Here is an 18,322-nt window from a genome sequence, read left to right as displayed (position 1 = left end):
AGGATCACATTTTTTAGCAAGTGGACAGATTTATTTAACCAATCATAGTGATGCTGGTGGCACTCTGGAAGTGACCACAAATAGGATGCTGAGCAGGTTATTTTTGCATTGAATTCTTACTGAAGCAAAGCTTCATTAAAAATTCAACGCCTTAAAAATTAAATGATTATGAGATAATAGAGTTTAAAATATTATTTTTGAGAGACAAGATTATTGCTTTTCATAGGATACGTTTTTAGAAACAATAAAGCTTTTCCTCTTATTTGCAAAGGGAAGTGACCGCCAGGTCTGAGGGGTTTGATGTTGCAGAATTTAAGCGTTTTTGTTTTGTGAGTGTTTAACCACCCCTTTCTTCAGCTGCGCTGAATTCATTCCCCTCCTTGAGAAGGAGGGGGCGTTTAAAGTTATAAGATTCGTGTATTCATGGCCAGCTAAAATACCAGCGGGGTTTTAAACCGCCTTTAAAGCTTTTTTACTACTTCCAGCCGCAATAAAAGATGCGAGCAGCCCCAGGATTCCTATGGTAAAAATCACGATTAAAATATTTTCAAGTGTGATAGCTACGGGATAAGGAAGGCTGGGTGTAATCATAACCAAATTGAATTGCAATTGGAGAAATACTAAGAGTATTGCAGCCGATAAGCCTATGGCGCCGCCAATAAGCGTCATGAGCATTCCCTGGGTAAAGAAAATCTTTTTGATTTGACGTTCAGAAGCTCCCAGGTTAAACAGGGTTTTAATATTCTCCCGTTTATCCAGAATTACCATAATTATTGAGCCTACAACATTAAAAAGCGCAATAATTAAAACCAGGGTAAAAATAAGATAGACCGCAAGATTTTCGGTATTGAGCATTTTATAGAGCATCTCGTTGAGTTGCGCACGGTTTTTTATAATTACTTCATCGCCAAACAGGGCTTTAATCTGCTGAGTTACCAGTTCGGCGTCTGCATTTGGAGCTATTTTAATTTCTACAGCCGAAAAAGTATTTTCGTCTAATTCTAAAAGGTTTCGGGCAAAACTAAGGTTAGAAAACACATATTTGTCATCTAATTCTTCATTTACGCTGTAAATTCCGCTAACTATAACTTTTTCCTGGTTAAAAGCCTGGCCTGGATTTAAGCCGGTAATTTGCCCTTTTCCCGGGCGCGGTACCATAATATTTAATAGGTGCTGGTAGTTAAAAATGCTAAGCCCCAATTTTCGGGAAATAGTATTGCCAACTACCACCTGTGCCTCGCTATTGGTTAACCACGAACCGGAAACTGCACTGTCTATTTGGGTTACCTGCCGGTAATTTTTGTCTACCCCTTTTATAAATGCTGTATGGTTTTTATTGCGATAGTCAAGGAAAATGCGTTCTTCAATAATTTTACTAAAGCTTGAAACTCCTTCAATTTCAATTAATTCTGCTGCTTTATTTTCAGGGAACTGAAATGTTTTTCCGCTTGACGGTAATATTTTTAAATCGGGATCAAATTTATTGGAAAAAGAAAGGCTAAAGTCTTTGAGACCGGCGAAGCCCGAGAGCACAATAAATAGCGAAAAAGCCCCTGCAAACACACCCACAGCGGCAATAATGGTAATAATATTAATAGCATTATTGCTGCTTTTGCTAAACAAATAGCGCCTGGCGATGTAAAAGGGGAACTTCAAATTAAGATTTTTTGCGACGCTCCAATAAATCTGGATTAGAGATAGGGTCTTCCTCGCCTTTAATAGACTTTTCTATGTTTTCTATATATTCCAGCGAATCGTCCAGGTAGTAATTAATTTCAGGCATTTTTCTAAGTTGGTGCTTGGTGCGCTGGGCCAACTCGTGTTTTATCTTAGATTTTCCAAGGTTGATTTCTTCAATAACTTCCTGCGCATGTTTCTGCGGAAAAATGCTAACATAAGCCTTTGCTATAGAAAGGTCTGTGGTCACTTTTACTTTAGAGACCGAAATAATTACTCCTGTTCTCCCGGCATCTTTTAGGTTTTTTTGCAGGATATCGGCTAGATCGCGCTGTAAAACCCCTCCTATTTTCTTTTGTCTGTTTGTCTCTTCCATAAGGCAAAAATACTACAATAAATTGGTATGCGCATAAGATCTTAGGTTGATGCGTGTTCTAATGCTTTTTGAATATATAAAATTAGAAGTTTAACTTGCTGCATCTACTTAAAAATAGAAAAATGAAGAAAATTGAGCATATTGGGATTGCCGTAAAAGATCTGGAAGCGGCAAATGCCATTTATAAAGCGGTTTTAGGGAGTGAGCATTATAAAACCGAAACTGTGGAAAGTGAGGGGGTAAGTACCTCTTTTTTTAAAATTGGCGAGAGTAAAATTGAATTACTGGCGGCTACAAATCCTGAAAGTCCTATCGCAAAGTTTATTGAAAAGCGTGGCGAAGGAATTCACCATATGGCCTTTGCGGTAGATGATATTAAAGCCGAAATCGCCCGATTGGAAAAAGAAGGTTTTAAGCTTGTAAATACCGAACCTAAAGCAGGCGCCGATAATAAATTGGTGGCATTTATGCATCCTAAAAGCAGTCATGGGGTTTTGGTAGAATTATGCCAGGAAAAATAAACGAATTTCTAAAATCGGGACTCCGGAATAAAAACTGATGAAGGAAAATTGGATTTAGTCTTGCAGGGATTGAAAATATATACTAATATTGCACTCCTAAAATTCGGGTATTGTTGAAATACTTGAATTGGTCCTATAGCTCAGCTGGTTAGAGCACTTGACTCATAATCAAGGGGTCCCTGGTTCGAGCCCAGGTGGGACCACAGAATAGACATCTTAAACCCTACAGACAGTACGTTTGTAGGGTTTTTTTATTTTAGGGGACGAATGATTATCAAATTTTGTGGTTGATAACTAATAATATAAATTCACTAATTAGAAATAAATTAAACAATAGATAAAAATATGTCTGAAGCCGAATTAATAAACGTAATTACGGAATACATTAAAATTCAAATTTTAGAGAACCATAAGATAAGCAGCCTTTCTAAGCACTCTAAACTTAAGAACTATAAAATTAATCCTATTATAGTCAAGTATTTGTCAAAAGTATTAGAAGATGATTTTACTCCTTTGGGAATTGCTAAAGCTTTGTATTATCCAAGAGTTCTTAGTACTTCCATAAACACTTCATTTGGCACTATGATTCAAAGAATGTTTGTAGATCTGAATTTGGCTTCCGGTTCTTTGATAAAAGGAATGGATATAGAATTTACGGATAAATTAGATGGAAGACAGAAATGGTGTCAATTGAAATCAGGACCCAATACTATAAATTCAGAAGATGTAAGGCCTTTATTAAAAAAGTTTTCCAATGTGACGAATTTAGCAAGAACTAATTCAATGAATTTAAATAATTCAGACTTAATTTTAGGTATTTTATATGGGGAAGAAGATCAAATTAGCCAGCATTACAGAAAAATTGACGAACAATATCCTGTAATTATAGGTCAAGAATTTTGGCATCGCTTAACTGGCTTTCCGGATTTTTATAATAAGTTGGTTTCTAATTTAGATAGTATGATTTTAGAATTAAATACGGAAGATTTCTTTGAAATTGGTTATAAAGAATTAGCTAAAGAGGTAGAAACTTCTGACTTGTTTGATTTTAAAGAATAGTATTCGTTAAGAAAATTGACAATTGAGTAACCGATCTCCTGACCAAGGTTGCATGGTACTGCATTACCTATTTGTTTATATTGTTGAGATATAGAACCTGTAAATTTCCATGAATCTGGAAATGTTTGAATACGAGCATATTCTCTTACTGTAAAAGGTCTTGTTTCATCTGGGTGACATCTTTCAGTTTGCTTTTGGGCAGGACTACAAGTTAAAGTTAGACTTGGCTCGTCCCAACCAATTCTTCTAGCCATTCCAGTTTTTCCACCACCTAGATAAAAACTTTTCCCCATATAATCTTTCTGAATGTCTACTGGTAAATTTCTCCAATAGCCTTTTGGTGGAACTAATTCTAAAACTTTTCTTTTGTGATCAGGATATTTTGAGCCGCCGGATTTAGGCACGTCACAAGAATAAAGTTCCCCCTTTTTTAAAGCATCTTCTAAATTGAAAATTTTATTATGAGGTTTTGGGTAATGGTATGTTAAATCAACATCTTTTCTAACTCCAACTAAAATTAGCCTTTCTCGTTTTTGAGGAACTCTGTAATTAATGGCTTTTAAAACTTGAACGGGAACGACCTTGTAGCCAATTTCGTCTAAAATAGAAATCATTCCTTTTAAAGTATTGCCTTTATCGTGAGACAGTAAACCTCTTACATTCTCCCCAATACAAAGAACTGGTTTAACTTCTTTTACCACCCTAGCAAATTCATAAAATAAAGTTCCTCTGGCATCTTCAAGACCTAGTTTTTTCCCAGCATAACTAAAAGCTTGACAAGGAAAACCTCCAGTAACTACATCGACTTTATTTTCATATTCTTTAAAAGAGTAACTTTTAATATCTCCTTCTAATACATTCCAATGTGGCCTATTTTCCCTTAATGTTTGACAAGCCCATTTATCTATTTCATTCAAGGCTTCACATTTTAACCCTGCTTTTTCTAAACCTAAAGCAAGTCCTCCGGCTCCTGCAAATAATTCTAATACCTTATATTCATTTTCTGGGGCTACATAATTGTTCACGTTATCTTCAATTTTTTCGTTGGTAAACTCAAGTAAATTATTAATTTGCTCTTTCGGATAAATTCTATAGTTACTTATAGGTTCTCTAACTGCTTCAAATTTTCCATCCCTGTCCCATCGTCTTAACGTTTCGGTACTTTTGCCTAAAATATCTGCAGCTTCTGAAAGGGAATAATAATTTTTAGTAACCATATTAATCAACATTATACATTGGTTACAAATTTAATTTATTTATTTTTTTAACCTACTATTTTTATTATTTATTTCTAGAAGGTTTTAATGGGAGTTATGATCTATTAACTCCCGTTAAAGTTTCGTAACCTATAACACAATTTCATTATATAATGAAATACTTTCAAGAGCCATTATTATATAATTTGCATAATCTTCAGGAAGATTTCTTTCTGGGATCATTTTTAAATCTTTTTTGGCAGATTGTACTTTTACGAGGTATTGTACTTTCTTTCTTCCTAAAGCTTCTAGTGTAATTATAGCAAATTCCCCTATAGTTGATATAGTAACTTCATCTTTTGGTTTTATAGAGTAATTTTTGCAATTCAATTTTTGAAACTTAGGATTTAAAGTAATAGTACAAGCCTTTTTTCAATTTAACATCGTAATTATATTCCGGTAGATTCTTGTATTGGTTTGGTAATTTCGTTTTCATAATTTGTATAGTATTTTATTTTTCTCATCCAACCCTCTATAAAGCGGTAAAGTCTTTCTATTAAGATCAATCATATTAATTTGTAGAAAAGGCTGGTCTATATGATCTTTATCTTTAAACTCTTTAATAACCGCATTTAAACGCACGAAGTTGTCTGTAAACTCAGTAGTATAAAAGTCTGTGTAGCCTTCTGAAACAGGCTTAGAACAGTTCCAGCCCTGAAATTTTTAATTTGAGATAATATTATTCCCACTTTCCTAAAATTGTTGCCTTTAAAAGCAGCTAGTAATTAAGTTTCTCTATTTCTTTTAGCTATATTTAAAGAATTGAAAAAGAGGGTTCTGTAGTAAAATGTACTTGTGAATCTTGAAAAGCATAGAATAGATTGAGGTTTGAAATGCATTATTTTTTCCAAAAAATAATTCAAGCTTAAGCATTGACTGTAAAACCAAAATATATGAAATCACCAAAAACTCCCGGAGTGTATCTTGAGGAAACAATCTCTTTCCCGGTTTCGGTTAGTAGTGTGCCCTCGGCAATACCGGCATTTATAGGGTATACCCAGGAGGATAGCCTGCGTAACATTCCTACCAAAATTAATTCCCTTCAGGAATATAGGGATAAATTTGGCGGTGCACCCCTGCAAGCTTTTAGCCTTAAACTAACCGATATTTTCACCAATGCTCAACTTAGCTCAAGAACCTATACTGTAGACGACCCTCATCCCGGTATTTTTAAACTTTACCATAGCCTGGAATTATACTTTAGTAATGGCGGTGGTACCTGTTATATCGTTTCGGTGGGTAATTATGAGGCCGAAAAAATTGAAATTGGAAAACGAGATCCCCTGGAGGGACTGCTTGGAGGAATAAAAGCTACTGAAACCATAGATGAAATTAGCCTTCTTGTTTTTCCGGATGCTATAAGCCTGGCTAACGAAATAGAATATGGTTTTGTGGTAAAAGATGCTTTGGTATTGTGCCATAAACTTAGGGATAGGTTTACTATTTGTGATGTTTATGATAATAATTCCCCTTCGGCCATAACCGATTTTAGACAAGCTATCGGGACAAATTATCTAAAATATGGAGCTGCTTATTATCCTTCATTAAAAACGGCTTTTAAGTATACAGCCAATGAAGAAAATTCTGTGATTATCCATACTAAAATTGAAGATACCGGTTCCCCGGTCAATTCCCGCTTTCATAAAAAATCTTTGCATGAAGTTAAAGACCTGGACGCTTTGGTGTACCGCAGTTTTAAAAATGAAATAAATAATAAATATATAAGTCTGCCAGCATCAGGTGCCATTGCAGGGGTATATGTGAATGTAGATACCCAAAGGGGTGTTTGGAAAGCCCCGGCTAATGTAAGTTTAAATTCGGTAATAGAACCTACTGTAAATATCACCCAAAATCAACAAGAAAGCCTTAATGTAGATGCTATCGCGGGAAAGTCTATTAATGCGATTAGAACTTTTTCCGGTAGGGGAGTTTTGGTTTGGGGCGCAAGAACTTTGGCAGGAAACGATAATGAAAGCAGGTATGTTTCTATACAAAGACTGTATATAAACATAGAAGAATCTGTAAAAAAGGCGTTACAACAATTCGCATTTAAACCTAATGTATTACCTACCTGGGCGAGCGTAAATGCAATGATTGAAAATTACCTTCTAAATTTATGGCGGGAAGGTGCCCTGGCAGGTGCAAAACCCGAACATGCCTTTTTTGTAAAAGTAGGCTTAAATGAAACCATGAGTTCTCAGGATATTTTAGAAAATAAAATGATTGTACAAATTGGCCTGGCCCCAATGAGACCGGCAGAATTCACTATACTTAAAATTTCCTGTGAGATGAAGACTTCTTGAATTTTAAAGCATAATACTTATACCTCTTTTTCTTCTTTTTTTTGCTTTAACCTAGCATTTATTCAAATACTGGTTGAAGTACTTGCTACAAGAATATACCGGTTAAAAATATAAGCATGTTGGTAGCTTATTCTTATAGATGGGTATATTTGAATAGCTATAACTAACCCCCGGTTTTATGATGAATCAGAAAAAAATAAAAAAGCCCTGGCCTACTAAAGATGCTATGGTTCAAATTTACGAGAACAAGCTTTGGGGTGGGGATAATAATGTATATTATTCGGGTTCAGGATCACATCATCCTGAAATGGTGAATCCGTATTTGGAGGCTATGTCTGCATTTTTAGGTGCTTTTGAAACTCCGCCGGTAGTTTGTGATTTAGGGTGTGGAGATTTTAATATTGGGAAGGAATTGGTAAGGTATACCAAAAAATATATCGCGGTAGATATAGTTCCGGGGCTTATAGAACATAATAAAAAAGAATTTGTGGCTGATAATTTAGAATTTCAGCTTTTAGATATTTCAGCAAATGAATTGCCACTGGCAGATTGTGCAATCCTTAGGCAGGTGTTGCAACATTTATCGAACACCGAAATAAAGTCGGTGGTGAATAAACTAACTGATTTTAAATATATAGTACTCACCGAGCATTTGCCGGAAGGAGATTTTCTACCCAATAAAGATATTATTTCGGGACAGGGAATTAGGTTAAAAAAGCAAAGCGGAGTCAACCTTTTAGAGTATCCCTTTAACCTGGAGATCAAAGAAGAAAAGCAATTGCTATCTCTTAAATCGCCCAATTTTAAGGGAGTTGTAGTTACTACAGTTTATAAAACGTTTTAAAATTAACTTGCAGATGTAACAAAGTTACAGGCTTTTTTATGTTGGTCTATTTATCTATAGCTTTAGCTCTAATACTAAATAGGAACAATTTTCGTAAAGTTGAAATTGCCGGTTTTTTTTTGACCATTGCTGCTAAGTAAGTTATCTCCTGGCCAGCCTTGGGGTCTCGATAATTATCGGGATAAATCTAGATTATCGAGTAAAACCAGCTATTTTTCTTCTATTTAAGAAGAAACATCACCTTATAAATTAAATCACAGAAAACTTTATGTGGGAAATAAATAATCCTTAAACACTTCTGTAATAGTTATATCGAAAAATAAGAATTCCCTTGGGTTGGGGAGAATCGATTTCCTTCTTTTTGCACCACTAATTTAAAGCTTAGTTAATACAAACTTAAACTAAAAAAAATCTTTCTGGAGAAAGCAATCTATAGTTTTACGCCCAATTATTTAGAAGCAAAAAAACTAACCTAAAATATTATTTTATAAGATTAAATCCACTTTTTGAATTAGCCAAAAGGAGCCCATTCTGTTGCAGCAGAATGGGCTTAATTTAGACTACAATTATTAATTATAGCCAAATCTAATGACTACTAAAATACAATTTTTTTTAAAAAAGGAGGTATATTTAATATGCCTTCTATTTATTTTTTCGGAGGCACTTGCTTTCAATTACAAGTCGGGAAGCTTACCAGGAACCGTTAACTTTCAACAAACTATTCAGGGAACTGTTTTAGATGAGCAAGGTATTCCGTTACCCGGTGCAACGGTAATAGAAAAAGGAACTTCTAACGGGGCCAATACAGATTTTGATGGAAATTTTAGCATCAATACAACTTCTAATGATCCTATTCTGGAAATTTCTTTTATGGGGTATACTACCAGGGAAGTAAAACCAGAGGGCACTTCAAAAATTACAGTAAGGCTGGCACCAGATCAAAATGCCCTTGAAGAAGTGGTTATAGTAGGTTATGGTGAGACCCGTAAAGAAAATTTATCAACTGCGGTAAGTACTGTTAATACAGAAAATATTGCTGAACGTCCTGTAGCCGATGTTAGCTCCAGTTTACAGGGGCTAAGTCCGGGTTTAAACGTTACCAAATCTACTGGTAAGGTTGGGGCAGAGCCTCGTATTAATATTCGTGGGTTCACTTCTATAAATGGAGGTACACCTTTAATTCTTATAGATGGGGTAGAAGGAAGCTTAAGCAATCTTAACCCAGATGATGTAGAATCTATAAGTGTTTTAAAAGATGCAGGTGCTGCAGCCATATATGGTGCAAGGGCGGCTTTTGGTGTTGTTTTGGTAACTACAAAGAATGCTAAAAAAGGAAATGTAGTTGTTAACCTTGGGTCTACTATGGCGGTTAATTCCCCGACAATGAATACAGACTTTGTTACAGACCCCTATAAAGCGGTAACAATTGTAGACGAATCGTTTAGAAATAATAGCGGTGCTTCCTATACAGGCTATAATGAAGCAGATATGGAGGCCTTATATGAAGTTTCCCAGGATCCTTCTTTGGCAAGGGTTATTATAGATCAACGTAATGGTAGGGATCAATATGTGCACTACGGTAGTACCAATTGGTGGGACACTTTCTTTAGAGATACATACCCTTCTCAAATATATACCGGTTCTGTTTCCGGAGGTTCAGAAAAAATCAATGCATATTTCTCTTACCGAAATTTTCAATCTACCGGAATATTAAAGGTGCAGGATGATGAATATCAGAAGTATAACTTAAGGGGTAAATTGGATATTGAAGCTACAGATTGGCTAAGCTTTTCCAATAATATGCAGTATAACAGTTCTGAAGATTTAGAACATGGAGGAACACAATATGGATACCGAAATGTTTGGGGTAGTATGATATGGGTACATGCTTTACCTTCTTATATGCCAACCAATCCAGATGGAAGTTCTTTATGGAGAACAGAACTTAATAATTACACCATAGGAGATGGTATTTACGCTTCTTTGCTACAGGGAACTTCCCAGGAGCTAACCAATAACAGTGGTTTTTCGAATATAGCTTCGGCTGAAATTAAACCTTTTGCTTCTTTAAAGTTTAACGCCAGTTATGCCATTAGAAGAAATAATTATTCTCGATACCAGCGCTCCACCAGGATTCCTTATTCCATCTACCCTAATCAAATAGATTTAATGGGCTATGATTATTTAAATGAATATAGAACCGAAAGCAAATATGATGCATTAAACGTGTATGGAGAATACAGAGGGTCTTTTGATAAGCATAACCTTAAAACCGTAGTTGGGTACAACCATGAAACCTTTCTAACAAAAAGTATCTCGGCAGGAAAGCAAAATCTAATTTCTAATGATTTGAATTCCCTTGGGCTGGCTACAAATAATCCAACTGCAAATGGTGGTGCATCAGAATGGGCTTTGCAAGGCTTGTTTTATAGACTTTCCTATGATTATGATGATAAATATCTATTGGAATTTAATGGCCGCTACGATGCAACCTCCCGTTTTCCTTCTGCACAACGATGGGGCTTTTTTCCATCTGTTTCAGCAGGTTGGGTAATCAATAAGGAGAATTTCTTTAATGGATTTGCAGAAGATACTTTTGATCTTTTCAAAATAAGGGCGTCTTATGGATCATTAGGAAATCAAAATATAAGCGATTATGCTTATTTCCCTACCCTTCCTACCGGTTTGTATAATTATGCAATTAATGGGAATAAACTAAATTATATAGAGTCTCCGGCATTAAACCCTAGCCAGATTACCTGGGAGGAGGTAAATACCTTAAACATGGGGGTTGATATGGTATTACTGGATAATAGACTTTCCATGAATTTTGACTGGTTTCAACGGGATACAAAAGGAATGTTGGCGCCGGGAGCCACATTACCGGCTGTTTTAGGAGCAGGATCGCCATTAGAGAATGCAGCCGATTTGAGAACAAAAGGTTTTGAGCTTTCCTTAACCTATGGAGATTCTTTTAAATTGGCTAACGATGATTTTGATTTTTCTATAACCGGAAACCTATCGAATTCAAAAACAAAAATCACCAAATTTGATAACCCTAATTTAAGCCTCGTTGATTTTTATGAAGGAATGACAATTGGAGAACTTTGGGGATATAGATTAGATGGTCTATTTCAAACTCAGGAAGAAATAGCAAATCATGCAGATCAAAGCTTCGTATCTAACCGTATCACTTCAGGCGGAGGTTTACAGCCCGGTGATGTTAAATATTTAGACCTGAATGGGGACGGCGTTATTAACGAAGGTGAAAATACCGTAAATAACCCTGGTGATAAGGAAATTATAGGTAATTCGGCTCCACAATATTTGTACAGCTTTAACCTTAGTACCAATTGGAAAGGTTTTGATTTATCGGCATTTTTCCAGGGAGTGGGTAAGCAGGACTGGTACCCAAATTCAGATTCGCGTCTTTTTTGGGGGCCTTACAACAGGCCTTATAACTCGTTTATTAGGAAAGACCTGGCCAATAACATGTGGTCTCCTGAAAATACAGATGCTTATTTCCCCAGAAACTATGGGTATATTGCTTTAGGAGGATCTTTAGAAAAAGTGAATGATAGGTACCTTCAAAGTGTTGCTTATTTGCGCTTAAAGAACCTTACGCTGGGCTATACTTTGCCTAAAGGACTAATTTCAGATTCTGATGCTACAAAACTTCGTATTTACTTTAGTGGAGAAAATATACTTACGTTCTCTCCTTTAACAGATTATATCGATCCAGAGGCAGCAAGTAATTCAGTTAATCTAAACCAACCCACCACGTCTTCCAACAGGAGTACTGCACAAACGGTACCTTTTAATAAAACCTATTCCCTGGGTGTATCATTTCAATTTTAAAAATAAAAGACATGCATTATAAACATATATTATTAATTGTAGTTATTGGTTTTAGCTTGTTTTCATGTAGCCGGGACTTTCTGGATAAAGAACCAATATCAGAGGTGACTACAGAAAATTTCTTTGCTACGGCAAGCGACCTGCAATTGTACACAAATGGGTTCTATAGAATGTTTCCTTCTACTTCTATTTACAATGGTGATTCTAAAACCGATAATATTATAGAAATAGAACTTAGTGCTGAGATGAGAGGGGCGCGATTTGTTCCTACATCTGGCGGAGGCTGGAACTGGGCCTATTTACGGGATATCAATTTTTTTCTTGAAAACTACGAAAGAAGTGATGACGAGGCAGCTAAAAGCCATTATGGAGGGGTAGCTCGTTTTTTTAGGGCCTATTTTTATTTCGAAAAATTACAACGCTTTGGAGAAGTGCCATGGTATGATAAAACTATTGATCCGGCAGATGAGGAAACCCTAACAAAGCCCAGGGATTCCCGCCAATTTATTGTAGATAAAATTCTAGAAGACCTGGACTGGGCCATTGCAAATATGCAGGCAGATCAACAAATCTATGAAGTTACTAAGTATGCAGCCCTGGCATTGAAATCGAGAGTGGGTCTTTATGAGGGTACGTATATGAAATACCGGGATATTGCGGGATATGAGAAATACTTAGAGGCATCTATAAAAACTTCAGAAGAACTTATAAATAATTCCCCATATAGTATTTATAGTACAGGAAAACCACTAGAAGATTATGCAAACTTGTTTAACGCTCACGAGGCTATAGATGCTGAAGTAATCCTTGCCAGATCGTATTCAGAAGCATTGAATATTGGACATAATGTTAACTATTATACAACAACTTCCTCTTATGGAAGACCGGGAATGCCAAAAGACCTGGTAAATAGTTACTTGAATAAAGATGGATCTCGTTTTACCGATCTGGAAAATTATAATCAAATTGCTTTTACAGAAGAAGTAAATAATCGCGACCCAAGATTGTCACAAACTATAAGAACTCCCGGCTATACCAGAAAAGGCCAGTCTATAGAGTTAGCGCCAAACCTGGGAGCTACTGTTACCGGCTATCAAATCACTAAATATGCTACAGAGCCCGTTTATGATACGAACGGGCAGTCTATTACCGATTTACCATTATTTAGGTTTGGAGAAGTGGTTTTGAATTATGCCGAAGCAAAGGCTGAATTAAACACGCTAAACCAGGAAGACCTGGATGCTTCCCTTAACCTTTTAAAAGCCAGGGTAAATATGCCTAATTTATCTCTTGAAATGGCAAATAATAATCCAGATGTTTTTCTTGCCAACCAATACCCTAATGTTAATGGTAGCAATAAAGGAGTGATCCTGGAAATAAGAAGGGAAAGACGTATTGAACTTTATATGGAAGATTTTAGATGGGACGATGTGGTGCGATGGAAAGCCGGCGAAACTTTAACCCAGGCTATTCGCGGAATGTATTTTTCGGGTGCAGGTGAGTATGATTTAACCGGGGACGGAGAAACAAATGTGGTATTATATAATGGCGAACGCCCCGATAATTTGGTGCCCGGAGTGCAGTATTACGAAATTGGTTCTGATATATTTTTAGATGATAATGGTTTAATAGAGCCGCACCCAGATTTTGATGAGCGCTCATTTAATGAAAGTAAAGACTACTTATACCCTATCCCACGATTAGAACTACAATTAAATCCAAATCTTGAACAAAACCCTGGCTGGTAATGAAGAAAATTTTAAGTATAGCTTTCTTATTGATAAGTATCCTGGGAAATGCACAGAAAGCAGATAATAGCTTAATGCTTGCGTCTTATAATATAAGATGGAATAGCCCTGATGACGGGGTTAACAAATGGGAAAATAGAAAAGAATGGCTTGCAAAAAGTATCAGGTTCTTTGAAATAGACATTGTAGGGGCACAGGAAGTAACCTACCCTCAATTAATGGATATGGAAAAACTGCTTCCCAATTATCACTTTATTGGAGAAGGTAGGGGTGGCGGAAAAAAAGGCGAGCACAGTCCTATCTTTTATGCCAAAGATCGGTTTGAGGTATTGGATAGCAATACATTTTGGCTTTCAGAAACCCCAAAAGTTACCGCTTCAAAAGGATGGGATGCCGCTTTACCTCGTATAGTTACCTGGGCGAAATTTAAAGATAAGAGAGAGGGCAAAACCTTCTACTTTTTTAATACCCATTTTGATCATAAAGGGGCGATAGCAAGAAAGGAGAGTGCTGAGTTGATAGCGGCTAAAATTAAAGAGATTGCAGGGGATGAACCCGTAGTACTTTCGGGCGATTTTAATATTGCACCAGATTCTGCACCCTATAGAACTTTAATAAAACGGCAATTGGAAGATAGTTTTCTTAATCTAGATAAGGAACAAATATATACTCCCGGTTATACATTTAATAGTTGGGATATAACAGCAAGTGGAGATCGTTACAGAATAGATTACATATTTTATAAAGGAGAAGATTTGTTTCCGGTAAAATACCATGTATTGGATGGGCAAAGAGGAGAGCGTTTTATTTCCGACCATTTTCCTGTTATAGTAAAGTTTGAATGGAAAGTTTCTTCAAAAGAAAATTAATATGAAAATTAGACGATTAACAGTAAATTACTGCGCTGTAAGCCAAGGAGGCCTTGCATAGAAATTTTTTGGATTTCGGAACAAACCTGAAAACTACAAAATTTCGACTATTGAAGTAAATTTTTTAAATCTATGAAATATCAAATTTGGATATTGATAATGGGAGCTACTGCTTTTGCAGTGGCTTCCTTTGTAATATTCCCATCGTATACAATGAACTCTATGACCACTAAAAGCAAAGAACAGAGCGATCTTCGCGTAATGTCTTATAATATTCATCATGCCAATCCTCCGTCGCAAAAAGATAGTATTGATATTGAAGCAATTGTAAATACTATAAAAAAGCAAGATCCAGACCTGGTGGCACTACAGGAAATAGATGAGAATACCGAAAGATCGGGCCCAGGTAATCAGGCCGAAATAATCGCCAAAAAATTGAAAATGAATTTTTTCTTTGGAAAGGCTATAGATTTCGATGGCGGATCTTATGGCGTGGCCATACTTTCTAAATATTCTTTACAGGAAGAAAAAGTCTATAAATTACCAACCAATCCTGGCACCGCGGGAGAACCCAGGGTATTGGCACTGGCCCAGGTTAAGCTTCCAAATGGAAAGCTTTTGAAATTTGGATCTACACACCTTGATGCGCAAAAAGAAAATACCAATCGCGTTCTTCAAATTAAAGAAATAGCTGAAATTTCTTCAAAAGAAGAATTGCCCCTAATAATAGCAGGAGATTTTAATGCTTCTCCCGGCTCTAAAGTAATAAGCTTATTGGATGAGGAACTTACAAGAACCTGCAATAATTGCGAGCCTACAATCCCGGTTAATAATCCTTTAAGGGCAATAGATTTCATAACTTATACTCCAAAACAGAGCTTTTTGATGAAGCACCATAAAGTAATTGATGAAACCTACGCTTCCGACCATTTACCGGTAATGGCTACCTTAAAAATTAACTTTTAATACTTTTTAAATCGCCGGATATATGACCAACCCGGGCCTTTAAACCGGTGCAAAAAATATGATTTGAATCAGCATAGCATATTTTAGCGCTTTATTAATTTTTGGATTATCGCTCAATTAGCTAATTTAATTTTAAAATTAAAATATGACTAAAATGAGCCAAAAGACTACTGCGATCTCCTTTGATAAAGTTTGGAGAGATATGGAATTCCTAACCAATTGTTTCCGGCAGGTGCTAAAAGAACTTGGGCAAGAAGAGCTTGCGAATTTACTTTCGCCTAATGGCTCTAAAAAGAAACTTCCCGATGATATAAAACTGGAAAAAAAACAGGTTCAGGTATTAAGTATGTACTTACAGCTTATGAATTTAGTAGAAGAAAATGCAGCTGTACAATATCGTAGAAAACTTGTAAATAATAATGGAATGCAAGCCATTAGGGGTTCCTGGAGCGAGACTTTTCAAAGATGGAACTCACAGGGACTTTCCCAGGAGCAGATGCAGGAAATTATGGGGAAGATAAAAGTAACGCCGGTTCTAACGGCCCACCCTACTGAGGCCAAAAGGATTTCTATCCTGGAATTACACCGCGAAATCTACCTTAAGCTCATTAAATTGGAAAATACTGCCTATTCATTGGCAGAAAGAAAGCTGATAGGTAACGATATCATGACGCTGCTTGAAAGATGGTGGAGAACAGGGGAGGTATATTTGGAAAAACCCACAGTAGAAAAAGAACGGAATAACGTGGTACACTACCTAAGTAAAGTTTTTCCATTAGCGCTTAAAAAAACCGATCTTCAGCTTAAGCAAAGTTGGACAGAAATGGGATTTGACCCCCAAAAGCTTGTATACCCCCGCTTGCAATTTGGCTCGTGGGTGGCGGGAGATCGTGATGGCCATCCCTATGTAACTGCTGCTATTACCGAAGATACTCTGTTAGAGCAAAGAAAAACAGCCCTGGAGCTTATTTATAACCAGTTGAATGAGCTTGTGGCCCACCTAAGTTTTTCAAAAAAACGAAATCCTATTCCCAGTGTTTTAAATAAAGCTATAGATAATAAATTGCATCTTTTAGGGGCTGTGGGACAAGAAGCGGCAGAAAGAAACCCCTACGAGCCCTGGAGACAGTTTCTGGCACTAATGCTGCTGCAATTAAGCAACACAATGCAGGAACAAAACCCGCATGATCAAAAGGTTTACAATAGTCCCGAAGAATTTTTGGAAGATTTACTGGTGCTAAAGTCTTCGCTACTCGAAATAGGTGCCAAAAGAATCGTGGAAGACCTTATCTTCCCTACTGAACGATTACTGGAATGTTTTGGATTTCATTTGGCTCGTTTAGATATACGTCAAAACAGCGAATTCCATGATAAGGCGATGGAGCAAATTTTAAAGGCTACCTACCCTGAACTTCCCGAATATAGAACCTGGGATGAGGATAGAAAAATTGAATTTTTAACCGAAGAATTAAAAACCAACAGGCCTTTCGGTATCGCCGGTAAATCTTTTGGAGTCGAGGCAGACAAAGTGTTGGATTGTTATCGTGTTGTAAGAAATCATTCTGAAAAATATGGTGCCCAGGGTATAGGCGCTTTTATAATAAGTATGACCCGCGGGTTAAGTGACCTGCTTTTGGTGTATGTGCTAATGAGAGAAGCCGGTCTTAACCCTAATACTTTTCAGGTAGTACCTTTATTTGAGACTATAGACGATTTGTTGATTTCGGATAAAGTTATGGATAGCTTTTTAAAACATCCTGCTTACAAAAAAGCTAAAGATAGCGTACAGGAAGTGATGCTGGGCTATAGCGACAGTAATAAAGACGGGGGAATTATTGCCAGTAGATGGCATATTTACCAGGCCGAGGAGTCACTTTCTAAAATCGCAAAAGAAAATAAGCTACGCTTTAAATTCTTCCACGGAATTGGAGGTACAATAAGCAGGGGTGGAGGTAAATATCATCGCTTTCTTGAAAGTATGCCACCCGGAAGCCTTAGTGGCGAAATAAAATTAACAGTACAGGGAGAAACTATTTCCCAGCAATTTGCCAACCGACTTACAGCTAGTTATAATTTAGAGATGTTACTATCGGGTACTGCTTTGCAAACGGGTTATACTTGCTTTCCACAGCGTGCAGCCACCTATCCTGTAGCAGCTTTGCGAAAATTGGCTGAGTATTCTAAGGAGAAATATCAGGGCTTAATAAAACACCCTTCTTTTCTGGAATTTTATGGAGAGGCAACTCCTATAGATATATTGGAAATGAGTAAAATAGGGTCTCGCCCTGCACGTAGAACTGGCACAAGAACTCTAGGAGATTTACGCGCCATTCCGTGGGTTTTCAGCTGGAACCAATCCAGGTTCAATATCACAGGTTGGTTTGGGATGGGATACGCCTTGCGAAAACTTAAAGAGGAGGATAATAAAAGCTATGTTCAACTTAAAGAATTTTCAGACAAATGGCCTTTGCTACGCTATATTCTTATTCAGGTGGAAACAAACCTCCTAAACGCCTCACCAGGTATTATGGAGCTTTATGCTAATTTGGTGAATGATGATAAAGTAAGACAGGAACTTACATCAATAATTAAAACCGAACATTCTGAGAGCCTTGAGCAAATAGGGGCTATGTTTAACAACAGCAGGGAAAATCGCCGCCAAAGTTTACTGGATAACCTTAACCGAAGAGAAGATGCCCTAATGGCACTGCACCATTTGCAAATTAAAAACCTTGAACAATGGAGGTGCAGCAAGGACCCTAAGAATGATAGTCAAGTAACACTTTTACTGGAAATAACCACGGCCCTTGCCAGCGGACTTAAAAATACAGGTTGATAAGTGGTT

General features: G+C 36.7%; 13 protein-coding genes and 1 tRNA gene. 10 read left to right on the top strand and 4 right to left on the bottom strand.

Annotated elements, in window-relative coordinates; genetic code table 11:
• Positions 1–450 precede the first annotated feature (450 nt).
• Both GUB10_RS14425 and rbfA read right to left on the bottom strand, forming a co-directional pair.
• Positions 451–1,656, bottom strand: coding sequence for an ABC transporter permease (locus GUB10_RS14425; protein ID WP_193712168.1), 1,206 nt, complete (start codon positions 1,654–1,656; stop codon positions 451–453).
• Position 1,657: 1 nt separating this feature from the next.
• A complete protein-coding gene (gene rbfA / locus GUB10_RS14420) occupies positions 1,658–2,053 on the bottom strand; it encodes a 30S ribosome-binding factor RbfA (protein ID WP_193712167.1) in 396 nt (131 codons plus the stop codon).
• Positions 2,054–2,175: 122 nt separating this feature from the next.
• Here rbfA and mce point away from each other — a divergent pair, with 122 nt between their 5' ends.
• From mce to GUB10_RS14405, 3 genes are all read left to right on the top strand, one after another.
• Positions 2,176–2,574: a methylmalonyl-CoA epimerase gene (gene mce, locus GUB10_RS14415; RefSeq protein WP_193712166.1), complete on the top strand. Its 399-nt coding sequence runs from the start codon at positions 2,176–2,178 to the stop codon at positions 2,572–2,574.
• Between the two features lie 129 nt (positions 2,575–2,703).
• Positions 2,704–2,777, top strand: a tRNA-Ile gene (locus GUB10_RS14410).
• Between the two features lie 142 nt (positions 2,778–2,919).
• Positions 2,920–3,633, top strand: coding sequence for a PmeII family type II restriction endonuclease (locus tag GUB10_RS14405; RefSeq protein ID WP_193712165.1), 714 nt, complete (start codon positions 2,920–2,922; stop codon positions 3,631–3,633).
• On the opposite strand, the gene dcm is transcribed toward GUB10_RS14405, so the two are convergent.
• A complete protein-coding gene (gene dcm, locus GUB10_RS14400; RefSeq protein WP_193712164.1) occupies positions 3,576–4,850 on the bottom strand; it encodes a DNA (cytosine-5-)-methyltransferase in 1,275 nt (424 codons plus the stop codon). The two genes, GUB10_RS14405 and dcm, sit on opposite strands and share 58 nt — an antisense overlap.
• Positions 4,851–4,979: 129 nt before the next feature.
• Positions 4,980–5,219, bottom strand: coding sequence for a hypothetical protein (locus GUB10_RS14395; RefSeq protein ID WP_193712163.1), 240 nt, complete (start codon positions 5,217–5,219; stop codon positions 4,980–4,982).
• Between the two features lie 563 nt (positions 5,220–5,782).
• Here GUB10_RS14395 and GUB10_RS14390 point away from each other — a divergent pair.
• The 7 genes from GUB10_RS14390 (at position 5,783) to GUB10_RS14360 (ending at position 18,313) form a co-directional block, all read left to right on the top strand.
• Positions 5,783–7,192, top strand: a complete 1,410-nt coding sequence (locus GUB10_RS14390) for a phage tail sheath subtilisin-like domain-containing protein (protein WP_193712162.1) — start codon at positions 5,783–5,785, stop codon at positions 7,190–7,192.
• Positions 7,193–7,370: 178 nt separating this feature from the next.
• Positions 7,371–8,036 (top strand): class I SAM-dependent methyltransferase, encoded by a 666-nt coding sequence (locus GUB10_RS14385; protein WP_370591102.1) that lies wholly within the window; start codon positions 7,371–7,373, stop codon positions 8,034–8,036.
• Between the two features lie 588 nt (positions 8,037–8,624).
• Positions 8,625–11,894, top strand: coding sequence for a TonB-dependent receptor (locus GUB10_RS14380; protein WP_193712161.1), 3,270 nt, complete (start codon positions 8,625–8,627; stop codon positions 11,892–11,894).
• Positions 11,895–11,905: 11 nt separating this feature from the next.
• Positions 11,906–13,642, top strand: a complete 1,737-nt coding sequence (locus GUB10_RS14375; RefSeq protein ID WP_193712160.1) for a RagB/SusD family nutrient uptake outer membrane protein — start codon at positions 11,906–11,908, stop codon at positions 13,640–13,642.
• Positions 13,642–14,511, top strand: a complete 870-nt coding sequence (locus tag GUB10_RS14370) for an endonuclease/exonuclease/phosphatase family protein (protein WP_193712159.1) — start codon at positions 13,642–13,644, stop codon at positions 14,509–14,511. The genes GUB10_RS14375 and GUB10_RS14370 overlap by 1 nt, the downstream gene beginning before the upstream one ends.
• Positions 14,512–14,643: 132 nt before the next feature.
• Entirely contained in the window at positions 14,644–15,477 is an 834-nt protein-coding gene (locus tag GUB10_RS14365) for an endonuclease/exonuclease/phosphatase family protein (RefSeq protein WP_227740424.1), read from the top strand.
• A gap of 154 nt (positions 15,478–15,631) precedes the next feature.
• Positions 15,632–18,313: a phosphoenolpyruvate carboxylase gene (locus GUB10_RS14360; protein WP_193712158.1), complete on the top strand. Its 2,682-nt coding sequence runs from the start codon at positions 15,632–15,634 to the stop codon at positions 18,311–18,313.
• The last annotated feature ends 9 nt before the right edge of the window (positions 18,314–18,322 follow it).

It is taken from the genome of Salegentibacter sp. BLCTC (genome assembly GCF_015143665.1).
Taxonomy (GTDB): Bacteria; Bacteroidota; Bacteroidia; order Flavobacteriales; family Flavobacteriaceae; genus Salegentibacter; species Salegentibacter maritimus.
This window is presented reverse-complemented; position numbering and strand designations above follow the sequence as displayed.

Coding starts and splice junctions, on each gene's coding strand:
- GUB10_RS14385 (WP_370591102.1), top strand. CDS start 7,371: ATGATGAATCAGAAAAAAATAAAAAAGCCCTGGCCTACTAAAGATGCT.
- rbfA (WP_193712167.1), bottom strand. CDS start 2,053: ATGGAAGAGACAAACAGACAAAAGAAAATAGGAGGGGTTTTACAGCGC.
- GUB10_RS14375 (WP_193712160.1), top strand. CDS start 11,906: ATGCATTATAAACATATATTATTAATTGTAGTTATTGGTTTTAGCTTG.
- dcm (WP_193712164.1), bottom strand. CDS start 4,850: ATGGTTACTAAAAATTATTATTCCCTTTCAGAAGCTGCAGATATTTTA.
- GUB10_RS14390 (WP_193712162.1), top strand. CDS start 5,783: ATGAAATCACCAAAAACTCCCGGAGTGTATCTTGAGGAAACAATCTCT.
- GUB10_RS14365 (WP_227740424.1), top strand. CDS start 14,644: ATGAAATATCAAATTTGGATATTGATAATGGGAGCTACTGCTTTTGCA.
- GUB10_RS14405 (WP_193712165.1), top strand. CDS start 2,920: ATGTCTGAAGCCGAATTAATAAACGTAATTACGGAATACATTAAAATT.
- mce (WP_193712166.1), top strand. CDS start 2,176: ATGAAGAAAATTGAGCATATTGGGATTGCCGTAAAAGATCTGGAAGCG.
- GUB10_RS14360 (WP_193712158.1), top strand. CDS start 15,632: ATGAGCCAAAAGACTACTGCGATCTCCTTTGATAAAGTTTGGAGAGAT.
- GUB10_RS14380 (WP_193712161.1), top strand. CDS start 8,625: ATGACTACTAAAATACAATTTTTTTTAAAAAAGGAGGTATATTTAATA.
- GUB10_RS14370 (WP_193712159.1), top strand. CDS start 13,642: ATGAAGAAAATTTTAAGTATAGCTTTCTTATTGATAAGTATCCTGGGA.